Below are 22091 nucleotides of genomic sequence, written 5' to 3'. Positions count from 1 at the left end.
ATGCACTGGTTCGAATCCAGTTAACCCAATAGTTCTTAAAGAACACCCAACCCGAAAAGAAAGCTCGCCTATGGTGAGCTTTCTTTTTTACTAAAAAAATTCTTTTTGTTAAAGTATGTAAGATTATTGGTTTTACTTAGAGGTGATAATGTGCCAAGAATTGTAAAAGTAGGTGCTGGTGGCGACGAAATTGATTGGAAAGAAGCATTAAAAACGCTAAGAGCTGATGATATGCTACTTTTAAAGCCTGGTTTTTATGAATTAGAACAAGGAATATCTGCATGTGATGTAACTATTAAAGGAACTGGGGCTAGTCCAGAAGATACAATAATAGATGGCTATATTTCTGTATCCCCTGATAGTAGATATGTAACCTTAGAAAATTTGACAATTAATACCGTTGGTGAGAAGAATGCTATTTTTATTCCTTATAATGCAGATACTTATTTAACTTTACGAAATTGTTTTATAAAGACTGAAATTAATGAAAATGCAGCACTTGCATTAAATGGAAAATGCACAGTTGAACTATATTCGAGTCGGATAGTAAATGGTAGTGTTTCGTTCTTTTCTGGGTCAGACTTCAGATTGGAAATGAACGATTCAAAAATAGATTATCCAGTTACTAACTATTGTGGACTAGCATTAGAAGGAATTGGAACTGCAATTATTAATAATTCAATTATAGATTCAAGTCTTAATACTTTTTCCGATACAAATATTGAGCTAGTTGTAAATAATTCTAGATTGAGAGATGTCCATTTAGCTGGGCAAACTTGGCTTAATATGCTTAATTGTCAAGTTTATTCTAAAGACGATAATGCTTTTACTAGTGATGATGAGTGTTGGTTAAATATTACTAATTCAGTATTTACTGGCGGAATGTATTTAGATGGTGCTACAACAATGTTATTACAAAATAGTCATTGTGACCGTTTAATGGCTATAGCAGATACCAAAACGACAATGACTAATTCACTTTGTAAGTCACATGCTGATTTTCAGCAAAGTGCAAAATGTGATGCTACAAGATCAACTTTTAATGGTAGTGAAGAATTTGAGTTCTTTTTAGCTGTTAATGGAGAAGCTGAATTTAAAGGACATGATATTGTTTTAAATCCTAATGGTGCTACTCTAGCAGTACAAGATAATGCCACTTTTAGAAGTAATGTTTTAGCAAGTGACCAAAAGGCACTGAGCGTTGAATATACCAACTTGCCAAATGTAAATATTTTAGGATTAAAGTGGGAGAAAAGAAAGTAATTATTATGTAGAATGATGAAATCTAGACCAATTTGCTCTACAATATGGTTATACGACTTGAAGACCTAGTTCTGGGAGGCGATGAGAATGCAGGAACCGATTTATATTAAAATTCATAATAAAATTAAACAAGATATCGAAAATCGTGTGTATAAGGTTGGCGAAAGAATTCCTGCGGAAAGACAACTAGCACAGGAATTTGGGGTTTCAAGAATGACGCTGAGGCAAGCTATAAAAACACTTGAAGATGAAGGGATTCTGGAAAGAAGACTAGGGAGTGGTACATATGTATCAAGCCAAAAGGTTCAAGAAAAAATGTCAGGTGTTATGAGCTTCACACAAATTACAAGAGCTAATGGCCAAGTACCCTCATCGAAATTGCTTTCATATCGAATTACTAAGCCTTTTTTATCTGAGAAAGAACGGCTAAAAATTAACGAAAATGATAATGTTCTTCGAATGGAGAGAATTAGATATGCAGATGATATTCCCATTTGTTTTGAAGTAGTAACTATTCCTCAAAAACTAATAAAGAACTTTTCAAAGCATGATATTTCAACTAGTTTATATAAAACTTTAGAAGAAAAAGGTGGATATAAAATTGGCAGTGTAGTTGAAAATATTGGTGCAAGCATTGCTAATGAGAATGATGCTAGATATTTAAAAATTCATAGAGGGGATGCCTTGGTTACACGCCGACAAGTAACGACATTAACTGATGGGCAGCCATTTGAATATACCCGTGCAGAGTATGTTGCAGAAAGATTTGAATTTACATTTTCACGTTAAAAGGAGATGCATATGCATCTCCTTTTTATTTTAAATCTTCTTTTATTTTGGTAGTTGATATTCCTGGGGTTCTTGGAAGATAGACTACATCACAATATGGTTTTAAAAAATCAAATTTTCCCTTCCAATCATCACCCATTACAAAAGTATTGATATCATACTTTTGTACATCTTTTATTTTCTGATCCCAATCTTCTTCTGGAATAACTTCATCGACATATTTAATGGCTTCAAGGATATATTTTCTTTCGGCATATGAATTATAAGCTTCTTTGTGTTTCTTGAACTCATTAAATTCATCCGTTGAGAGACCTACGATCAAATAATCGCCCAATTCTTTAGCGCGTTTCAACAAGCGGACATGTCCGTAATGTAACAAATCAAATGTTCCATAAGTAATTACTTTTTTCATAATATAGGCTCCTTTATTACCTGATTAATAGTATCATACTTTAAGAAAAGACAAAACTTTGATAAAGCTTTCATGTAAGGCCCCTTTTTTGCTAAAATTTGATAGTAAGAATAGGGAGAGAATATATGAAGACTTTAATATTTAGCTTATATTTGAATGTAATGAAAGCTTTTGCTCATTTAGTACCTATTGAGAAAGAAAGTTACGTTATTTTAAACGGAGCAGGTAGATCAGGTTCTAATGGATATTTATTTTATAAATATTTAAAAAATATACATCCAGAATTAGATGTTACTTTAGTAGAACCTTGGCCTTCTTCACATTTGTCTTGGAAAATATGGAAAAAAATTGGTTCGGCAAAATATATTTTTACAACTCATGAACCATTTAAAATAAAAAAACAGCAAATTAGTATTTCTTTTTGGCATGGTATTCCACTAAAAAGAATGGGAGTTATGGCACATAATACTGCTTATCGTGGAAATAAAAGGAATATGAATATTTGGCATAAAGAAGCTGATTATGTTGTATCTAGTTCGGATTTTTATGAAACATTGATGTCTAGCTGTGTTGGTATAGAAGCTAAAAAATATGTCAGAACGGGATTTCCTAGATTAGATTATTTAGTAAAGCCAATTTCAAAATCACAAATACTTAATGATCTTTTTGACTGCAATGAAGCTAAAGCAAAAATCGGAATTTATATGCCTACTTTTCGTTTTGAATTGGAAGATAAAAATGTGATGGAGAAGATAAAGTCTGGTAATTTTTTTGCATTGTCTGATTTTAACATCCAAAAATTAAACGATCAGTTAAAGAGGAATAATCAATATTTGATTATCAAGTTACACCCATATGAAATGAATTTAGTAAAATCTTCGCAACAATCAGTTTCTAACATTAAGCTTTTAAGTAATGAATATCTCGAAGATAATAAGATTGATTTATATGAAATAATTGGAGCGACTGATTTTTTAATAACGGACTTTTCATCTATATACTTTGATTACTTGCTTTTAAATAAGCCTATTATTTTTATTGATAATTTATTAGAGCAATATATTAATAAAAGAGGACTTTTGCTGTCTCCTTATCAGGAAATTGTTCCTGGAGAATTAGTCGATAACCAAAGAAAGCTATTAGACAGTTTAGCAAAAATAGATGAAGATGAATTTAAAGAGTATAGACAATTTTGGAAGAAAATTACATTGGAGCGAAATAATAATTGTTGCCAAGCCGTGTATGAGTTGACTAAAAGGATGAAATAATTTGAAAAAAACGTTATTAAATATTTTTTATAATGCTGTTTATCAAATCTTTTTGGTTTTAGTACCTTTGATTACAGTTCCATATCTTTCAAGAGTTTTAGGGCCCAAAACATATGGTATATACAGTAGTGTAAATAATACATTTCAATTTTTAATGGTATTTTGTACTCTTTCAGTTTCTTATATTGGAATGAGAACAATTTCTAAAATACGTACAAATGAGTCTAAAAAAGAATTAACTGAAGCTTTTTGGGGACTATGGTATTTTCAAGGAATTGCTGGGTTGATTACTATTGCACTGACTATAGTGGTATCAATAATTTTTAAAGTAAAATATTGGAACTATATTCTGTTAATGGTACCATTTTTAATTTCCGCTCAATTAGATATAGCCTGGTTCTTTCAAGGATTAGCAGACTTTGGTAGAGTTGTACTTAGAAATACTATTGTTAAACTTATTAGTGTTTTACTAATTTTAATACTAGTTAAAGGACCTAGTGATTTGTATAAATATATGTTAATTATGTCGGTTTCTACAATGCTAGGTTCTTTTGTTTTTTGGTTTAATATCAGAAATTATGTCGGGAAGCCTACTAGGTATTTTTATAAGTTAAAGGCAACCAGTAAAGCTATTATTACTTTATTAATTCCACAAATTGCAACTCAAATTTATACTTCATTAGATAAACCAATCTTAAATTTCTTCCAGAATACTACCCAAGTTTCCTATTATGATAATTCTCAAAGAATTGCAAATATGATTTTGGGAGTCATTACAAGTATTACTTTGGTTATGATGCCTAAAATGGCTAGTGAAGGAAAAGAAGCACAGAAAAAGATTTTACGAAAATCATTAGAAGCTACAGTTATGCTAGGAACTTTATTCTCCGTAATTGTAATGGTCAATACTAAAGAGTTTGTACCTTTTTTCTTTGGAGAAAAGTATATTCCTATGACGCCATTAATGTTTTTCTTCACATTAACTATTATTTTTATTCCGATGGGCGGAGTATTTGCTAATCAATTTGCGTTGGCAAATAAAAGAGATAAAGATTATGCAATACCAGTCTGCATTGGAGCGGTATTAGAAGTGCTTTTAAGTATCATATTAGACCATCATTTTGGTGCAACAGGGGCTTTAATAAGCATATTGACAACAGAAGTTATTGTCTTAATTTTAAGAATCTGGATTGTTCGAGATGGTTATGAATTTAAATATGTATTTAAAGATATTCCTAAATATTTTATTATTGGAATAGTAAGTTTAAGTATTGGAATGTTAATCCCACAGCTTTTAACTAGTGCTTTCTTCAATATGACTTTAAAGTCAATACTAGTTATGCTTATTTATTTAGGATTAATGTTTATGATAAAACTAGATTTTAATCAGGACATTCTAAATGTAATAAATAAATTTCTTAGAAGGAATGGATAATATGCCAGAAAAAGTAGATATTTTAGGTGTTAAGTTCAATAATTATAGTTTAAAAGGGTATAAGAACGAAATTAGTAGAAGATTGGACAATAAAAAGTCTACTTTTATTGTTACTGCGAATCCGGAAATTGTGATGGCTGCGAATGAAAATCCGATTTTTATGAAATTGATAAATCAAGATGCTGATTTTGTAACAGCAGATGGAATAGGTATTATAAAGGCTGCCAATATTTTAAATAAACCAATTTCAGAACGAGTTACAGGGTATGATCTTTTTACCTGGTTGCTAGATGTGGCAAATCAGCGAAAAAAAAGAGTTTATTTCATTGGAGCTAAAGAAGAAGTGATTTCTGATTTAGGTAAGAGAATTCAAAGCGAATATCCTAATATTGAAGTCGCTGGGCTAAGAAATGGGTATTTTAAAGATAAGTTGGATATTATTGCCCGCGATATTACTAAAACTAAGCCAGATATGATTTTTGCAGCTTTGGGGTATCCTAAACAAGAGCAATTACTAGATATTTTGAGAAAGAAAGAATTACCAGCCGTTATGATGGGTGTTGGGGGAAGTTTTGATGTCTTTTCAGGACATGCTAAACGGGCACCAAAAGTATGGCAAGATTTACATATTGAATGGGTATATCGTTTTTTGAAGGAACCAAGCCGATTTAAGAGATTTTTGGCATTGCCTAGATTTATTGAAGAGGTTTATAGGAGCAAGAGAGGAAGAAGATAATGAAGGTTCTGCATATTAATGCTGGACTTGAAAAGGGTGGTGGCCTTTTTCATATTATTAATTTATTAACTGAAGCTAAAAAAGAAGGCCAAGACTTTGAGTTACTCACTTTAGCAGATGGACCAGTTAGTCAAAAGGCTATCTCTAAAGGAATAAAGACACATGTACTTAAGACCAAAAGTAGATATGATTTAACTGGTTTGAAAAGATTAGCTCAGTTTATTAATGAAAATCATTTTGACTATGTACATACTCATGGGGCAAGAGCCAATTTATATCTTTCTTTGATAAGAAAGAAAATAAACGCTAAGTGGGTAATTACGGTTCATTCCAATCCCTTATTGGATTTTGAAGGGCGTGGAATTATGGGTTGGATTTTTACTCAGCTAAACTTAAAAGCCTTAAAAAAAGCAGATGGTATTTTAGCTATTACTCAGAATTTTGCTAATCTATTAACTAATAAAATAGGTATAGATAATAAAAAAATCCATATTATTTATAATGGTATCTTTTTTCACGAAAGTTCGGATTTGCCTGCTAAATATGATCATCCCTATTTTAATTTGATTAATGTAGCGCGTTGCGAAAAGGTTAAAGGTCAAGATTTACTTTTAAAAGCTCTTAAAGACTTACATGATCCGCATATTAGATTACATATTGCTGGAGATGGTAGTGAACTTGATACCTTAAAAGATCTAGCTCAAAAATTAAATATTTCAAATCAAGTTACTTTTCATGGATTTGTAAATCATGATGAACTGACTCATTTATATGAAAGATGTGATTTAGCTGTGCTTACGTCATATTCTGAAAGTTTCCCGCTTGTTCTTTTAGAAGCAGCTGACAATCTAATCCCACTTTTATCAACTGAAGTTGGTGACATTAAAAAGATGATTCCGAGTGCAGATTATGGATTTATCAGTCCAATTGGTGATTTAGATATGATTAAAGAACAAATTCTTAAGGCAAGCTTGATGCCAAGTGTTGAATTAAAAGAAATGGCTAAACGAGAGAAAGAATATTTAATGAACAATTTTAGTTTAGCTAATCAATTGGAAACTATAATAAAAGCTTATGGAGAAATTTAACAATGTTAAGTAATTATACAAAAGCTTTTGCTTACTATATTGGATTAGGACCATTATTTTTAACTTTAATTGGACTTTTTTTACCATCATATCAGGTTGTTTTTTTAGCTGAATGTACTGTGGCTTTGATAGCAGCTCTTCTTTTTATTAATATAAATTTATTAACTCAGTTAAATCAATGGTTTATAGAAAAAGTGATTTCTATTTCGACTATTAGTTGTTTTTTGACATTACTTCTTTTTGGGATGCCTTTTGCAAGTAGAATAGTTTTATTTAGTTTTATAAATTTGTTTTTTAATCTCTTTTTTACGATTATTAGGCCGAATACCAAAAATATCATTTTACTTTTGATTAATTTCTTTATTGGTTATGTTAATTTGCAGCCATTTTCAAGTAGTATTTTTTTAGGTATTACATTACTAATTTTAATTAGCTATTTATTTGAAAGTTTAGTTACACACAATATTAGTTTTTACCAGGATAGATTCGTAATCTTAATTTGTAGCTTATTGATTTCAATAGTAATTTATATAAGTCAATTAAATACAGACCATTATTTTATTGTACCAACAGCTTTATTTTTAACAGCATTACCTATTTTGGGAGTATTAGTTTTAAGTTATGGTTTGGTTCGCTCAGAATTAAAAGTTAAATTAACCCCTGTCCTTATTTATTTACTTTTATTTACTTGTATATTTGGACAAGCTGGTTTAATAATTGCTCAAGAAGTGATAAATCCTTGGTTCATTATAGAATTATTCATTCTATTAACTGCTATTTTAATTAGCTTTTCTTCAAATATAAGTAAAAATAGCAAAATTAGTATTATTATTCCTAGTTATAACGGTGCTGATACAATTGTTCAAACACTTGATTCAGTAATTTCTCAAACTTATAAGAATTGGGAAATTATATTAGTTGACGATGGGTCGAATGATAATACAAAAGAAGTTGTTGGAAAATATTTGAAAGAAAATCCTAATATACCAGTTAAATATTTAAAGGAAGAAAATAAAGATCAGTTAAATGCCATAAAATATGCGTTACCTCATATTAATGGAGAAGTGGTACATATTTTACACTCAGATGATTTATTAGCTTCCAAATATGTATTAAAGCAAGGTTTATTTTCATTATTAAATCAAAGAGTAGTTGGAACTTTTATAAATTTAGAAGAGGTAAATGAGCAAGGTAAGCATATTCGATTAGTTAAAACTGCTAGTTTTTATCCTACTAAACAAACTTTAGCAAAAGCAGCGGTTACGTTTGGAAGAAATCCTTATGTAGATGTCGTTTTTTGGACAAAAGATATATTTGAAAACTCAGTATATAAGAACTATTTAACTAATAATATGCCGGCTTGGTTTGATAATGAAAATAAAGAAATTTTGAGTATTTCAAATGGTATATTTACCAGTTTGAAATATCGCATATTTGAAGGAAATTATTTAAATTCACAAGATGGTGCTGTAAATGTTTTGTCTGGTGAGCTTAGATTTTTCCATCACTTAGTCCATGAAATGAGAATACCTCAATTCAAATGGCAATCGTTTGTTTATAGAGTATTGAGAAAATTAAATTGTGATAGTTTGTATCCTGTCATATACATAAAGAAAAAATCATCTTTGAGTGATTTAACACCCAAAATAATTTCTTTACGTTTAGATTCGTTAGAAAATCGTTATATTCATGCCATTTATGATTTTAGCCAAAATTATGCGCCAAATGATAATGTAGTGGTAGATTTAGAAATAGCAAATATTTATCATGGAGCAGACATTCGAATCTTTAACCGAAAATTGAGTAATGGTACTTTAGAAAAAGGTTATTATCAAATTATGAAGATTATTTCTTCTGGTAAAGGTATTTGGCAAGTACCTAAACAAGATATTAGAAAATATGAGGAGATATTAGAATTCTTTACTATTAAAGATTACGTAGAAATTGAGGAAATTAATAAATGATACCAAAGGTTATTCACTATGTTTGGGTTGGAGGAAATCCAAAGCCAGAAAAAATTAAGACATGTATGAAAACCTGGAAGAAACATCTAGGTGATTATGAGATTGTTGAATGGAATGAATCTAATTTTGATATCCATGAAAATAAATATGTAGAGCAAGCTTATAAGCAAAAAAAGTGGGCCTTTGTTTCTGACTATATTAGAGCTAAGGCAATTTATGAGCATGGCGGTATCTATCTTGATACTGACGTCCTAGTCCTTGATAATTTAGAAGATTTATTGTCAAATAAATGTTTTGTTGGATTTGAAAACAAAGATAATCCCTTTACAGCTGTTTTTGGAGCTGAAAAAGGGCATCCTCTAATTAAGGATATGCTTGATTATTATAATGAACGTGATTTTGAATTTGATAAGCAAGATCAAATGGCAGGAGTTAATACCGTTTCTGTTTCTGACATTTTAAAGGAAAAATATGGTGCTATTCCTAATAATCAAGAACAAGTTTTGAAAGATGATATCCATGTTTATCCTGATGGTATTTTATGTAATCCATCTAAGGATTCTAAGACAATTCATGTATTTACTGGTACTTGGATGGAAGGAGTAAAGCCATTAAAGCGCAAAGTAGTTACTTTCTTAAAGCTCAGAATAAAAACAAAATGGCAAGCAGGTCTTTATGCTCAACTCTTTAAATAATAAGTAATCGTAGGAAGTTAGAGGAAACTGAATGAATAAAATAGGGAATTTTTTCAAGCGTTATGAATGGTTAGGCCCTTTTTTGGTTATGACAGTTATAATTTTTGCATATCTGTATGATCAAGTTATAAATCATTCAATGCTAATTTTTAACGATACTCCTTTTCACTTTGGAAGATTCTGGGAAGTTCATCAACAAATAGCAACTGGTAAAATTAGTTACTTTCAGTCTAACTTCTCTTTTAATCAATCTGGACGAATTATTAATGCTGTATATGGTCCTTTATTTGCTTTAATAATGGGTTCATTAACTTTTATATTTACTACTTGGTTCAGATTTCAGATAGGGACATCTATACTTTTAATTTATTTAGCTGGTTTTGGTTTCTATAAAATGGCAAAAGAAACAGAGCAAGTTTCTTTGCCATTTTTGAATTTAGGTTTGTTCATTTTTTTGGAATTAGGATATATTCCTGCTTGGATTCAAGGACAGAGTATGATGGCTTGGGGTGGAGCTATTGTACCTTGGGTACTCAGATATGGAATAAGGATGATTAAACTCAAAAAAGACCAAATAAATGTAATAGGATTAGCTGTTTCAATGGCGATAGCAGCGCAAACTCATAATTTAACTGTTGCAATGCTAATATTGGCATTAACCCCCGCATTTATTGTTGCCTTTGTAAAATCAAATGAAAAAAAGAAATTGTTTAGGGATGTAATATTCTCAGTAATAATATTTTTATTTTTAAGTGCTAATATAATTGGTGCCTTGTTAGTTTTGAAGACCAATAATATCGCAATGCCTGTGCCTATCGATTTAAAAGGAATTGCATTAAATATAACTCCTAATTTGGTCCAAAGAAATCATATAACCCCTTTGATGCTAATAGTTTTAATTATTACAGCAGGTTTGGCAATAATTAACTTTAATAAAAATAAATTAAATTTTTGGCTTGGTTTAGGTGGAGCTAGTTTTTTCTTTTTGAGTACTAAAGCATTTCCTTGGGGAATAACAGAAAGATTGCTCCCTTTTCTTAAAACCAGTTTTCAATCTCCAAGTAGATTAACTGTTATAGCATATCCTTTGTTACTTGTTTCGCTATCGATAAGTCTTTCTTCAATAGCTAAACGAAAAAATTTAAGAAATATTATTTTAAAATGGGGAATTACTGGTTTAGCAGTTATCGCGTCTATTAGCGCCTTATTTGATTTCCAGGCTTATCTTCATAGTAATACGTTAGCCTATTTAGATAATAATGTAGTGGTCTTATATAGTTGGGTATATAAAGTCCCTAAAAGCCGTACAATCATTAGAGAAGATATGATGTCTAGAAACCAAGGTAAACTTTTCCAAGACTTAGCTAATAGTGAACCTGATTATTTACCAATTACTAAAAAAATTGATTCTGGCCAGATTGTTAATATATACGGACAAAAAGTAGTTAAAAACACTGATAATTTTGTACGTAAAGTTAACAAGGATGGTAGTCTAAGCTTAATTTGGAAACAAAAAAAAGCCGGAAAAAAACTATTGCCAATAGTTATGTATAAACAATCTACTTTATTTTTAAATCGGAAAAAAGATAGATATAAGTTTGAAAGTGTAGCAATTCCGGTTGTTCAAGCACGAAAGGGTATGAATATTGCTACCTTGAAGTTCAACAGCCCAATTTGGTTTATTATTCTACTTTGGATATCTATAATTAGTTGGATAGCTTTGATTATATATAAGGGTTGGATGTTTTGTAGTAAAAAGAGGAAATTTTTACAATGAAAATTATAGAATTTTTCAAAAGAAAGAATATCTTAGTTTCTTTTTTAATAATAACGTTAATAACATTTGTTTTGACATATTATCAAATTAGATATAAAGCAGTTTTTGTATATAATGATACGGCTTTTCATTACAATAGATATTTTGATATTTTTCAACAATTAAAAACGGGTAATTTTAGCTATTTTCAAACTAATTATGGCTTTTCTCAATCTGGGAGAATTATAAATGCTGTTTATGGACCAGGATTTGCATATTTAAATGGACTATTATTATTACTATGTAAAAATTGGTTTATCTATCAAATAATTACAACTTTTTTATTAAATTATTTAGCAGGTTACGGATACCTATATCTTTGTCGTAAAATTAAAGTGAAATATCTTTATGCTTATGTTACATTGCCACTTTTTTTATTAGGTGGATACTTTCCGACTTGGATACAAGGAAATACTTTAATGTCATGGGGACAAGCACTTTGTCCGTGGATAATTGCTGAGGGAATAAATTTTATCGTTAAGAATCCGTCTAAGCTTTCATACTTTAAATTAGGTATTTGGATGGCAGTTGTTGCACAAGTTCATAACTTAACTTTATTAATGTTAGGACCTGTTTTATTGTATTTTGCAATTATTGGATTTGTTAAACATAAAAATAAGCTTGTGTTGGTAAAAAAAATAGGTGTCAATATAGGAATTTTTATTTTATTGTCATTGAATGTTATAGGTGGAATAATTGTCTTATTTAATAATAAAATAGCACTGCCTGTAGGTGTGGCATTAAATGAACATGTTTTACATTTTAGTTCTTGGGATTATTCTATAACTAATTTTTCTTATCTTTTTGTGGTATTATTACTACTTCAATTTTTCTTTGCTTTTTATAATTTTAAGAGTAATAAATTAAATTTTGAAATAACAATGCTATGTATGCTATTGATCTTGTTGGCAAGTAGAGTATTTCCATGGTCTTTCTTTGATAAGCATTTTCCTAGTTTACAAAATTCTTTCCAAGCACCGACAAGATTGGTTATTCTTATATATCCTTTGTTTTTATCAGTAATATCCCTATCTTTATCTTTATTGAGTCGAAAAGTAAGGATAGAAAATGGCGCAAAACAAATAATTCTATTAGTCCTTTGTTTATTTACCTTGATGCAATTTAATCAAAGGCGACTTTCTCAACGAAATAGTACACTTAACTATTTGAATAATAAGATGGTTATTAATTATTCTTTTCCACGGTATATCTCTGCTAATCGTGTAACAATAAGGAAGTCATTACATTCAGCAGATAAAAACAAATTTTTAACTTTATTTATTAATTCTGAACCTGATTATTTGCCAATAAATGAGAAAACAAATGCTATATCTTCTTATGGTAAATATATAATAGACAAATATAAAAACTTTAATCATCAAGTGTTGCCTAATGGTTCTTTACAGTTAAAATGGAAAGCTAAGAGGAATGAAAAAATTATTTTACCAATTGTGGTATATAAACAATCCATTCTTTTAGTAAATGGCAAAAGAAATAACAAATATGCAAAAGGGTTAAATGTTCCAATTGTTTATTCTAAAAAGGGTATTAATGTAGCCAATCTAAGATTCATAACTCCTCTTTGGTTCGTCATTATGCTTTGGATAACTGTTATTTGCTGGATAATAACTATTGGATATCTTCTTTATAAGTCTGTGCGCAAGCACAGACCTTTTTTGTTAAAATAAGAAAGGTATTATTTATTAATTGCAATAGGAGAAAATAATGTTTTATAAGCAGATCGATGAAGATGATTCATTAATTTTGCATACTGATTTATACGAAATCAATATGATGTATACCTATTTCAAAGAAGGTATTAGTGAAAAGAAAGCTGTTTTTGAAGTCTTTTATCGTAAAGAACCATTTGGTAATGGATTTGCGGTTTTTGCAGGATTAGAACACATAGTTCAATATCTCAATGATTTACATTTTAGTGAAAGTGATTTGGCTTTTCTTAAAGAAACTCAAGACTATGATGATGACTTTATAGAATATTTGCGAAACTTAAAACTAAATTTGACTGTTCGTTCAATGGAAGAAGGACAATTAGTTTTTGCAAATGAACCAATTGTACAAATTGAGGGACCACTCTCACAATGCCAATTAGTTGAAACTACAATTTTGAATATTGTTAACTTCCAGACTTTGCTTGCCACTAAGGCTGCAAGAATTAAGCTGGCAGTTGGTAATGATGGTTTAATGGAATTTGGTACACGGCGTGCTCAAGAAACCGATGCAGCATTATGGGGAACTCGTGCTGCATATATTGGTGGATTTGACGCAACAAGTAACGTGCGTGCTGCTAAATTATTCGGTATTCCAGCTAGTGGGACTCATGCTCATGCCTTAGTTCAAGCATTTGGTAATGAATATGATGCTTTTAAAGCATATGCCGAAACACATAAGGACTGCGTTTTTTTAGTTGATACTTATGATACTGTTCGCTCAGGTGTTCCTACCGCTATAAAAGTAGCGAAAGAAATGGGAGACAAGATTAATTTCTTAGGTGTAAGAATTGATTCAGGTGATATGGCTTATATCTCTAAGCAAGTTCGTAAGCAATTAGATGATGCAGGATTTAAAAATGCCAAAATCTTTGCTTCAAATGACCTAGATGAAAAAACAATTACCAATCTAAAAATGCAAGGTGCCAAAATTGATGTTTGGGGAATTGGGACCAAATTTATAACTGCGTTTGATCAGCCTGCATTAGGAGCTGTATATAAGTTAGTAGCGATAGAAGATGAAAATGGTAATTGGCAAGATAGTTTAAAAATTTCTTCTAATGCAATTAAAATTTCAACTCCAGGTAAAAAACAAGTTTGGCGAATTTGTGCAAATAGTGATCGGAAGAATGAAGGGGACTGGGTTGCTAGAGTAGGAGAAGATCCTAGAAGCTTTAATGCACTATTTATGTTCCATCAACAATATACTTACATAAATAAAGTGGTGACTGATTTTACAGCCAAGCCTTTATTGAAAGATATTTTTATTGATGGAAATTATGTTGATAAGCCACGTTCTCTTGACGAAATTAAGGCTTTCTGTCAGTCCAATTTAGAAAACTTGTGGGATGAATACAAGAGAAGTCTTAACCCGCAAGAATATCCTGTGGATTTGTCACAGAACTTGTATGAAAGTAAAATAGATTTAATTAGTGAGATAAGAACTAAAATTAGAAATCGAGGCTTGCATTAATGAAAAAATTGCAAAAAGAAATTATAGCGTATGAACATGTTTTACCTGAAATTGATCCAGAAAAAGAAATTAGACGATCGGTTGATTTCTTAAAGGACTATTTAAAAGCTCACCTATTTTTAAAGAGCTTAGTATTAGGAATTAGTGGGGGCCAAGATTCAACTTTGACAGGCAAGCTTTGTCAAATTGCAATTGAAGAATTGCGTCAAGAAACAGGTAATAAAGATTATAAATTTATCGCAGTTCGCTTACCTTATGGTGTGCAAAACGATGCTAGTGATGCCGCTGATGCAGTTGCTTTTCAAAAACCGGATGTTGATTTAGTCGTAAATATAAAAGATGCAGTTGATAAGACTGTTGCTAGTCTTGAACAAGCTGGAGTAAAAATAACTGATTTCAATAAAGGCAACATTAAGGCGCGTCAAAGAATGATCGTTCAATACGGTATTGCTGGAGCTTATAGTGGTGCAGTTGTAGGTACAGATCATGCAGCAGAAAATATAACTGGATTTTATACTAAGTATGGCGATGGAGCTAGTGATCTTGTTCCGTTATTTAGACTTGATAAACGTCAAGGTAAAGCTTTGCTTAAGTATTTAGGATGTCCAGAACATTTATACCTTAAAGCACCTACAGCTGATTTAGAAGAAGACGCTCCAGATTTACCTGATGAAGTAGCTTTGGGTGTAACTTATAAAGATATTGATGACTATCTTGAAGGCAAAGAAGTGAAGCTGGAAGCTGCAGAAAAAATTGAAGCTTGGTGGAACAAGACTAAGCACAAGAGAGAGTTACCAATTACAGTATTTGATGACTTTTATAAAAAATAGATAACTTGAAACTTAAGCTTTTTTTACCTATAATAAAGCTATCATAAGGGAGTAACGGCAATGTAAATTGCGATAAGCTCAACAACCGAAAGAAAAACTTTCTGGGCTTATCTTAATTAGTGAGACTTATGTGCGTTAAGCACATAGGTCTTTTTTGTTAGGAGGTATTAAAATTGCTAAAAGATTATTATTCTCAAAGCCCTGAAAATATTGAAAAAGAACTTGATACTAATGTTCAGTTAGGATTAAGTTCAGCTAAAGCAAAAGAACGTTTAGAAAAAGATGGGTTTAATGCTTTAGCAACTGAAAAGGGCAAGAGTATGCTTGCTCGATTTATTGATCAATTTAAAGACTTTATGATTATTGTCTTGTTGATAGCAGCCCTAGTTTCCGGTGTAGTTGCTGGAGAGTGGACTGATGCTGGAATTATTTTATTTGTTGTTTTGATGAATGCAATTTTAGGTGTAGTTCAAGAAGCACGTTCGGAAGCTGCAATTGAAGCTTTAAAGAAAATGACAACACCTGTTGCACATGTTCGTAGAGATGGGCAAGTGCTTGAAGTACCAAGTACAGAACTAGTTAAAGGGGATGTTGTTTTACTTGAAGCTGGGGATGTTGTTCCAGCTGATTTAAGACTAACTACAACTGAAAGCTTGAAAATTGAAGAAGCGGCTTTAACTGGAGAATCGGTTCCAGTTGAAAAAGATAAATCATTAATTTCAAAAGCTGATGTTGCGTTAGCTGATCGAGTTAATATGGCATATTCTTCAACCAATGTAACTTATGGTCGAGGAGAAGGAATTGTAGTTGCCACTGCAATGGAAACAGAAGTTGGTAAGATTGCTACAATGATTAACGAAGCTGATGAAACAGATACACCATTAAAACAAAGTTTAAATCAACTGGGTAAGACTTTAACCTGGATGATTTTAGGTATCTGTGCTTTAGTATTCGTTGTTGGTATTTTGCGTAATCCAGCTAATGAAAGTCAAACAAGTTTAATGATTGACATGTTTTTGATTGCTGTATCATTAGCTGTTGCGGCAATTCCTGAAGGGTTGCCTGCAATTGTTACTATTATTTTAGCTTTGGGTACACAAACAATGGCTAAGCATAAGGCTATTGTAAGAAAGTTGCCAGCTGTTGAAACATTAGGGGCAACTGATATTATTTGTTCTGATAAAACTGGAACTTTGACTCAAAACAAGATGACCGTTGAAAAAATATATTATGATGGTCAGTTACATGATGCTAGCGAAGTGGTTGATGCTAATAGTGATGTTATGCAAACTATGTTATTAGCAAATGATACTAAACTACGAGCTGATGGCTTACTTGGTGATCCAACGGAAACAGCTTTAACTCAATTTGGCTTAGATAAGGGCATTAATGTTGCTGATTTATTAGAAACTAAAAAGCGTGTACAAGAAGTTCCGTTTGATTCAGATAGAAAACTAATGAGTACTGTTAATAAAAACGGAGATAAATATTATGTTGCCGTTAAAGGTGCTCCTGATGAATTGCTAAAACGAGTAAGTAATTTATCTGATAAAGAAAAGGAAAATATTCTTTTAGCTAACCAAAAGATGGCTCAAAATGCACTTAGAGTTTTAGGACTCGCTTACAAAGAAGTGGATAAGCCGTTTGAAGAAGTTAATAGTCAAAACATTGAAAATAATTTAATTTTTGCTGGATTAGTCGGAATGATTGACCCAGAACGGCCAGAAGCAAAAGCAGCAGTTGCAGAAGCAAAAGCAGCAGGAATTAGAACTGTGATGATTACTGGGGATCATCAAGTAACAGCACAAGCTATTGCAGAACGTCTCGGAATTATTGAAAAGGGCCAAAGTAAACGAGTTCTAACTGGTAGTGAACTAGATAAGATGGATGATGCTTACTTTAAGGAGCATGTATCTGATTATAGTGTTTATGCACGTGTGAGTCCTGAACACAAAGTAAAAATTGTTAAGGCATGGCAGGCTAATGAAAAAATCGTTGCTATGACTGGTGATGGTGTAAATGATGCGCCAAGTTTGAAACAAGCTGATATTGGTATCGGTATGGGAATTACCGGTACTGAAGTTTCTAAAGGTGCCAGTGATATGATTTTAGCTGATGATAATTTTGCAACAATCGTTGAAGCTGTTAAGCAAGGAAGAAAAGTATTTTCAAATATTCAAAAAGCTATTCTTTACTTGATGAGTTGTAATGTCGGAGAAGTTATAACTGTTTTCATTATGACAATTATGGGTTGGGACGTTTTACAACCTGTACAATTGTTGTGGATTAACTTGGTTACTGATTCACTTCCAGCAATTGCACTAGGTGTAGAACCTGTTGAAGATGGTATTATGAATCGAAAACCACGTGGTAGAAAGTCAAACTTCTTTAGTGGTGGTGTGGCTAGTTCAATTGTTTATCAAGGTATTTTAGAAGGTGTATTAGTATTAATTGTATACACTTTAGGGCTTCATATTGGTCCACATGTTGCGGATCCTAAACTTCAACATGGAGATGCGTTGACAATGGCTTTCCTAACCTTAGGTTTAATCCAATTATTCCATGCATTTAATTCTAAATATGTTCACCAATCAATCTTTAGAAAGCATACTTTCCAAAATAAATGGTTTAACTGGGCAATTGTAATTTCTGCAATTATTATGGCTGCAGTTGAATTGCCATTCTTAACTAACGTATTTAAAGTTACAGAGTTAGATTTGGATCAATGGTTAGCCGTTTTAGGAACAGGCTGCTTAATGATAATTATTGTTGAGCTAGTTAAGCTTGTACAAAGAAAAATGGGAAAAGAATAATTAAATAAAAGAGCAACGTGATGATGTTGCTCTTTTATTTATATCATGGACATAGTATAGCTATTTTGTTAAGCTAGGTACGATTGAATATGAGAGGTTAACAAAATGAAAATAAAGCGATGGAATTTAAAAATTTTTACTGCAGTTGTTTTTATATATTTTGCAGTTCTTAGTTTATTATTGGGCTACAATGCAGATGATTATTGGTGGGGCGGTGTAAAATCACTATATTCCTATTTAACAGGACCAATGTTTTTTAATTATGATGGACGTTATGTAGGAGATGGATTAGCAATTATTGGAATGCATTATCCAATATTAGCGGCCCTTATTTATGGGATGACCTTATCTATAATAATTTATAGTATATATTCATTAACTAAGCGTTTGGATTTAATGATTGGAACTTTTGTTGCAATTTTAATTATGCCAAGAGGTATTTTTGCTCAAACTATTGGATGGAAAGCAGGATTTTTTAACTATGCTTTGTCAATAGTTCCAATTTTAATATTGCTACTTGTAACAAAGTATATATTATTTGATTCTAAAGTAAATAAGCTTCCCCTTTATAATTTAATAGCTGTTTGTATAATATTGTTTTTTGGTTCTTTTATGTCAGAACCTATAACTTTGACGATACTTATCGATACTCTTGTTTTGATTTTTGTAGCTAACTTTTTAAAAAAGAGTGTAGTAAAAGATTTCTTTTATTTTTTCTTTTTTTCTCTATTAGGAACTATTGCTATGTTTGCAAATAGAGGCTACTGGAAAAATACTGGGGTTCATAAATATAGTTTAGGCGCAAGTATCCCTCAAATCTTGCTACAGCTAAGATCAGAATATATTTTAATCTTTATTTTAGGACTATGCGTTTCTTTATTTATTTTAAAAAGAAGTGGAAATTCCCACTTACCATATGTGTTAGCTGGATTTGATATATTAGTATTTGTTTTAGCAGTAGTAAGTGATAAAATAGTTCTTTTTAATAAAATAAGTCGCTTATCTAATTATCTGGTAATTCTTTGTTTGGGAGTATCAATAATAGTATTCTTCTGCAATTACAATTTATTGAATAAAGATGAATTTTGGATATCACTATTTTTGGTCTTAAATGCATTTGCTTCAATAATTCCTTATATTGTTGTATCGCCTTTTGGTCCAAGAAGTATGCTTTGCTTCTATATTTTAATGGTAATTTTTTCCTTTTATTTAGTCGCTATTTCAAATTCATTAACTAGAAAATGTTTTATCATTTTGATTTCTTGCATGGCATTTTTATACGGAAGTTTTATTTTATTTAAGGCAAATCAAATTAATGTGGCGAAGACTAGAAATAGTGCCTTAATTGAATATCAGGTGAAAAATAAGACCTATATTGCAAACAATAATCGATTTTATTATGTGCAAATTCCAAATACTGATATGTGGTGGAATCCTCGTTTGCAAACTCATGATGATCCAATTATTTCATATTATAAAATTCCGAATACGACTGTTGGCAAGTTAGTTCCATGGTATGAAGTAAAGAATATTTCTTCTAACCAGGGAGAATTACTATTTAAAAAAGCTAAAAAATTAGTTAAGTAAAAAGGTGACCTTTGAGGTCATCTTTTTTGTTGTAAAATAAAGACACTATGAACGAAATAGAATTACTAAATCTTATCCAAAAAATATCCCTAGAGTCATTTGATTATCCATTTATTGGACAAGTAAAAATTAATTATCGATTTAAAACAACCGGAGGACGTTATCATTTACGGGATCATCATATTGAAATCAATGCACATTTCTTGAAGAAAGAATATCGACAAGATTTGGTTGGTATTATTAAGCATGAATTATGTCACTACTACCTTCATGTTCATCATATGGGATATAAGCACCAAAATCGGGATTTCAAAATTCTTTTAAGGAATGTAGGTGGAAGTAGATATACGCCAGATATTGGACTTACTAGAAAGAAAAAATATACTTATCAATGCACTAATTGTCAAAAGCTTTATTATCGAGTTAAAAGAATTAACTTGAAAAAATATGTTTGTGGAAAATGTCGTCACAAATTAGTACTTTTAAAATAAAATACTTGCATTAAGTTGGTATGTCGTGTATCATAATAAGAGTGTTGCGGGCGTGGCGGAATGGCAGACGCGCAAGACTAAGGATCTTGTGATCGCTTTTAGATCGTGGAAGTTCGAGTCTTCTCGCCCGCATACAGTAAGGAAGTTGTGTAAGCAGCTTCCTTTTTTATTTATCAAATGTATAGTGAAAAGAAGTGTTACTATACAAGAAAGCATCTTTTTTATAGAATTATTTTGGATGGAATTTCAAGGTGAAAAATAAAAAGGCTAGAAACTTAGCGATTAGTGCAATTTTTTTAGCACTTCTATTGTTAGAATTATTTATTCCTAATATCGGAAATATATATTTATTTCCTGGTTTACCAGCTGTGACAACGATACCTTTGATAATTGCAATATATAGTGTATTGTTAGGGCCAAAAGCAGGAATAGGATTAGGAATTATTTGGGGCGTAATTAGCATGCTTTTGGCGTATATACGTCCAACTAGTTTGGTAAGTTTATTGCTTTTTCAAAACCCAATTATCGCAATAATTCCTAGAGCTTTATCAGGATATTTAGCTGGCTTAGTTACTCTAAAAAAAACAAAATTATACTATAGCTTAGCTGGGTTAACAAGTTCCTTAACTAATACAATTTTAGTAATTTGTTTGGCTAGCATAATTTTTAATGGCAATCATGAGCTTTTAGCTCATTTAGGAAATACTAATGGAAATTTACTGATTCTTTTAACTTCGGCTTTAGCTTTTAATGGTATACTTGAAGCTATATTTAGTGCAATATTGGCACCTATAATTTTGAAACCATTGATCAAAATAACTCAGTACAAATAGAAATCAGGATAAAGATGGCACGTTCAGGATCTCGAGTAAAAAAAACAACCCTAACTTTAGTTAAAGTCTTTGGAGTATTACTTATCTTAGTAGTGGCGTTTGTTTGCTTTCGGTATTACCGTAGACAAGCAATCAATAATGAATTAATTAGACAAGAACAACTAGCAAGAGAACAGGCTGCAGCTAAGGAATTAAAGATAAAAACAGATTTCATAAAAAAAATAGGGCCAATTGCTCAAAAAGCTGATCAAGGCTTTGCTCTTTTGCCAAGTATTACAATTGCCCAAGCTTGTTTAGAAAGTAACTATGGCCAAAGTGAACTATCTCAAAAGTATAATAATTTATTTGGCGTAAAAAGTAATGATCCCAATACTTCAAAAATTTTATCTACTAAAGAATATGTTAATGGCAAATGGATTACAGTAAAAGCTAGTTTCCAAATTTATGATTCATATGAATCTTCAATTCAAGCTCATGCTAGATTATTTCAAAATGGTACTACTTGGAACAAAGATCAATATCAACATGTTTTAGCAGCAAAAGATTATAAAACCCAGGCTAAAGCACTAGTTACAGATGGTTATGCAACAGATCCTGATTATGCTTCCAAGTTAATTAACTTAATTGAACAATTTAATTTAAATAAATATGACAATTAATCTTTTGTTTTTACTAGACTTCTTCGTTAACGAAGAGGTCTTTTTTCGTTATAATGATAAACGTGTTAATTTGGTGAAAGGGAAAAATGTATGAGTCGCGAAACGATTTTAAAAGGGTTAAACCCTCAACAACAAGAAGCCGTTGAAACTACTGAAGGACCACTTTTAGTAGTGGCAGGAGCTGGTAGTGGTAAGACTAGTGTTTTGACAA

Annotated in this window: 19 protein-coding genes and 1 tRNA gene; 19 read left to right on the top strand and 1 reads right to left on the bottom strand. The window is 31.0% G+C overall.

The window, feature by feature from the left end:
• Nucleotides 1–150 precede the first annotated feature (150 nt).
• Together FC45_RS06245 and FC45_RS06240 are read left to right on the top strand one after the other, a co-directional pair.
• Complete coding sequence (locus FC45_RS06245) at nt 151–1263, top strand: hypothetical protein (RefSeq protein WP_057706463.1); 1113 nt, start codon at nt 151–153, stop codon at nt 1261–1263.
• Between the two features lie 87 nt (nt 1264–1350).
• Nucleotides 1351–2052, top strand: coding sequence for a GntR family transcriptional regulator (locus tag FC45_RS06240; protein WP_006588124.1), 702 nt, complete (start codon nt 1351–1353; stop codon nt 2050–2052).
• Nucleotides 2053–2077: 25 nt separating this feature from the next.
• Here FC45_RS06240 and tagD read toward each other — a convergent pair whose 3' ends face one another.
• Nucleotides 2078–2464, bottom strand: a complete 387-nt coding sequence (gene tagD / locus FC45_RS06235; RefSeq protein ID WP_006585657.1) for a glycerol-3-phosphate cytidylyltransferase — start codon at nt 2462–2464, stop codon at nt 2078–2080.
• 125 nt (nt 2465–2589) lie between these two features.
• Here tagD and FC45_RS06230 point away from each other — a divergent pair, with 125 nt between their 5' ends.
• The 17 genes from FC45_RS06230 to FC45_RS07705 form a co-directional block, all read left to right on the top strand.
• Nucleotides 2590–3732, top strand: a complete 1143-nt coding sequence (locus FC45_RS06230) for a CDP-glycerol--glycerophosphate glycerophosphotransferase (protein ID WP_006588125.1) — start codon at nt 2590–2592, stop codon at nt 3730–3732.
• Nucleotide 3733: 1 nt separating this feature from the next.
• A complete protein-coding gene (locus FC45_RS06225) occupies nt 3734–5167 on the top strand; it encodes a lipopolysaccharide biosynthesis protein (RefSeq protein ID WP_006588126.1) in 1434 nt (477 codons plus the stop codon).
• A gap of 1 nt (nt 5168) precedes the next feature.
• Entirely contained in the window at nt 5169–5903 is a 735-nt protein-coding gene (locus FC45_RS06220; RefSeq protein ID WP_006588127.1) for a WecB/TagA/CpsF family glycosyltransferase, read from the top strand.
• On the top strand, nt 5903–6991 hold the full coding sequence (locus FC45_RS06215) for a glycosyltransferase (RefSeq protein WP_006585659.1): 1089 nt from the start codon (nt 5903–5905) through the stop codon (nt 6989–6991). Before FC45_RS06220 ends, FC45_RS06215 begins: the two co-directional genes overlap by 1 nt.
• Nucleotides 6992–6993: 2 nt before the next feature.
• Nucleotides 6994–8955: a glycosyltransferase family 2 protein gene (locus tag FC45_RS06210; RefSeq protein ID WP_006588826.1), complete on the top strand. Its 1962-nt coding sequence runs from the start codon at nt 6994–6996 to the stop codon at nt 8953–8955.
• Nucleotides 8952–9650, top strand: a complete 699-nt coding sequence (locus tag FC45_RS06205; RefSeq protein ID WP_006585660.1) for a glycosyltransferase family 32 protein — start codon at nt 8952–8954, stop codon at nt 9648–9650. Before FC45_RS06210 ends, FC45_RS06205 begins: the two co-directional genes overlap by 4 nt.
• A gap of 31 nt (nt 9651–9681) precedes the next feature.
• Nucleotides 9682–11427, top strand: coding sequence for a hypothetical protein (locus tag FC45_RS06200; protein WP_006588825.1), 1746 nt, complete (start codon nt 9682–9684; stop codon nt 11425–11427).
• Nucleotides 11424–13154 carry a hypothetical protein gene (locus tag FC45_RS06195; protein WP_006585661.1) on the top strand — a complete coding sequence of 577 codons (1731 nt, stop codon included), beginning with the start codon at nt 11424–11426 and terminating at the stop codon, nt 13152–13154. Before FC45_RS06200 ends, FC45_RS06195 begins: the two co-directional genes overlap by 4 nt.
• Nucleotides 13155–13191: 37 nt before the next feature.
• On the top strand, nt 13192–14667 hold the full coding sequence (locus FC45_RS06190; protein ID WP_006588130.1) for a nicotinate phosphoribosyltransferase: 1476 nt from the start codon (nt 13192–13194) through the stop codon (nt 14665–14667).
• Nucleotides 14667–15497: an ammonia-dependent NAD(+) synthetase gene (gene nadE / locus FC45_RS06185; RefSeq protein WP_057706461.1), complete on the top strand. Its 831-nt coding sequence runs from the start codon at nt 14667–14669 to the stop codon at nt 15495–15497. Before FC45_RS06190 ends, nadE begins: the two co-directional genes overlap by 1 nt.
• Nucleotides 15498–15670: 173 nt before the next feature.
• Nucleotides 15671–18310, top strand: coding sequence for a calcium-translocating P-type ATPase, PMCA-type (locus tag FC45_RS06180; protein WP_006588131.1), 2640 nt, complete (start codon nt 15671–15673; stop codon nt 18308–18310).
• 105 nt (nt 18311–18415) lie between these two features.
• Nucleotides 18416–19897 carry a hypothetical protein gene (locus FC45_RS06175; protein WP_006585665.1) on the top strand — a complete coding sequence of 494 codons (1482 nt, stop codon included), beginning with the start codon at nt 18416–18418 and terminating at the stop codon, nt 19895–19897.
• Between the two features lie 47 nt (nt 19898–19944).
• Nucleotides 19945–20388, top strand: coding sequence for a SprT family protein (locus tag FC45_RS06170; RefSeq protein ID WP_006585666.1), 444 nt, complete (start codon nt 19945–19947; stop codon nt 20386–20388).
• A gap of 46 nt (nt 20389–20434) precedes the next feature.
• Nucleotides 20435–20520 (top strand) — tRNA-Leu (locus FC45_RS06165).
• Between the two features lie 119 nt (nt 20521–20639).
• Entirely contained in the window at nt 20640–21221 is a 582-nt protein-coding gene (locus tag FC45_RS06160) for an ECF transporter S component (protein ID WP_006588132.1), read from the top strand.
• A gap of 14 nt (nt 21222–21235) precedes the next feature.
• Nucleotides 21236–21880 carry a glycoside hydrolase family 73 protein gene (locus tag FC45_RS06155; protein WP_006588133.1) on the top strand — a complete coding sequence of 215 codons (645 nt, stop codon included), beginning with the start codon at nt 21236–21238 and terminating at the stop codon, nt 21878–21880.
• Between the two features lie 90 nt (nt 21881–21970).
• Nucleotides 21971–22091 (top strand): UvrD-helicase domain-containing protein (locus FC45_RS07705; RefSeq protein WP_155517710.1); only part of this gene is annotated, 121 nt, incomplete at its 3' end.

Origin of the sequence: Lactobacillus jensenii DSM 20557 (genome assembly GCF_001436455.1) — a bacterium.
GTDB lineage: Bacteria > Bacillota > Bacilli > Lactobacillales > Lactobacillaceae > Lactobacillus > Lactobacillus jensenii.
Note: the sequence above shows the minus strand (reverse complement) of the source record. Positions and strands in the feature narration are given on the sequence as shown.

Bases quoted from the DNA above. Each gene is read 5' to 3' on its own strand.
- FC45_RS06240 (WP_006588124.1), top strand. From the start codon at position 1,351: ATGCAGGAACCGATTTATATTAAAATTCATAATAAAATTAAACAAGAT.
- tagD (WP_006585657.1), bottom strand. From the start codon at position 2,464: ATGAAAAAAGTAATTACTTATGGAACATTTGATTTGTTACATTACGGA.
- FC45_RS06230 (WP_006588125.1), top strand. From the start codon at position 2,590: ATGAAGACTTTAATATTTAGCTTATATTTGAATGTAATGAAAGCTTTT.
- FC45_RS06220 (WP_006588127.1), top strand. From the start codon at position 5,169: ATGCCAGAAAAAGTAGATATTTTAGGTGTTAAGTTCAATAATTATAGT.
- FC45_RS06215 (WP_006585659.1), top strand. From the start codon at position 5,903: ATGAAGGTTCTGCATATTAATGCTGGACTTGAAAAGGGTGGTGGCCTT.
- FC45_RS06210 (WP_006588826.1), top strand. From the start codon at position 6,994: ATGTTAAGTAATTATACAAAAGCTTTTGCTTACTATATTGGATTAGGA.
- FC45_RS06205 (WP_006585660.1), top strand. From the start codon at position 8,952: ATGATACCAAAGGTTATTCACTATGTTTGGGTTGGAGGAAATCCAAAG.
- FC45_RS06200 (WP_006588825.1), top strand. From the start codon at position 9,682: ATGAATAAAATAGGGAATTTTTTCAAGCGTTATGAATGGTTAGGCCCT.
- FC45_RS06195 (WP_006585661.1), top strand. From the start codon at position 11,424: ATGAAAATTATAGAATTTTTCAAAAGAAAGAATATCTTAGTTTCTTTT.
- FC45_RS06190 (WP_006588130.1), top strand. From the start codon at position 13,192: ATGTTTTATAAGCAGATCGATGAAGATGATTCATTAATTTTGCATACT.
- nadE (WP_057706461.1), top strand. From the start codon at position 14,667: ATGAAAAAATTGCAAAAAGAAATTATAGCGTATGAACATGTTTTACCT.
- FC45_RS06175 (WP_006585665.1), top strand. From the start codon at position 18,416: ATGAAAATAAAGCGATGGAATTTAAAAATTTTTACTGCAGTTGTTTTT.
- FC45_RS06170 (WP_006585666.1), top strand. From the start codon at position 19,945: ATGAACGAAATAGAATTACTAAATCTTATCCAAAAAATATCCCTAGAG.
- FC45_RS06155 (WP_006588133.1), top strand. From the start codon at position 21,236: ATGGCACGTTCAGGATCTCGAGTAAAAAAAACAACCCTAACTTTAGTT.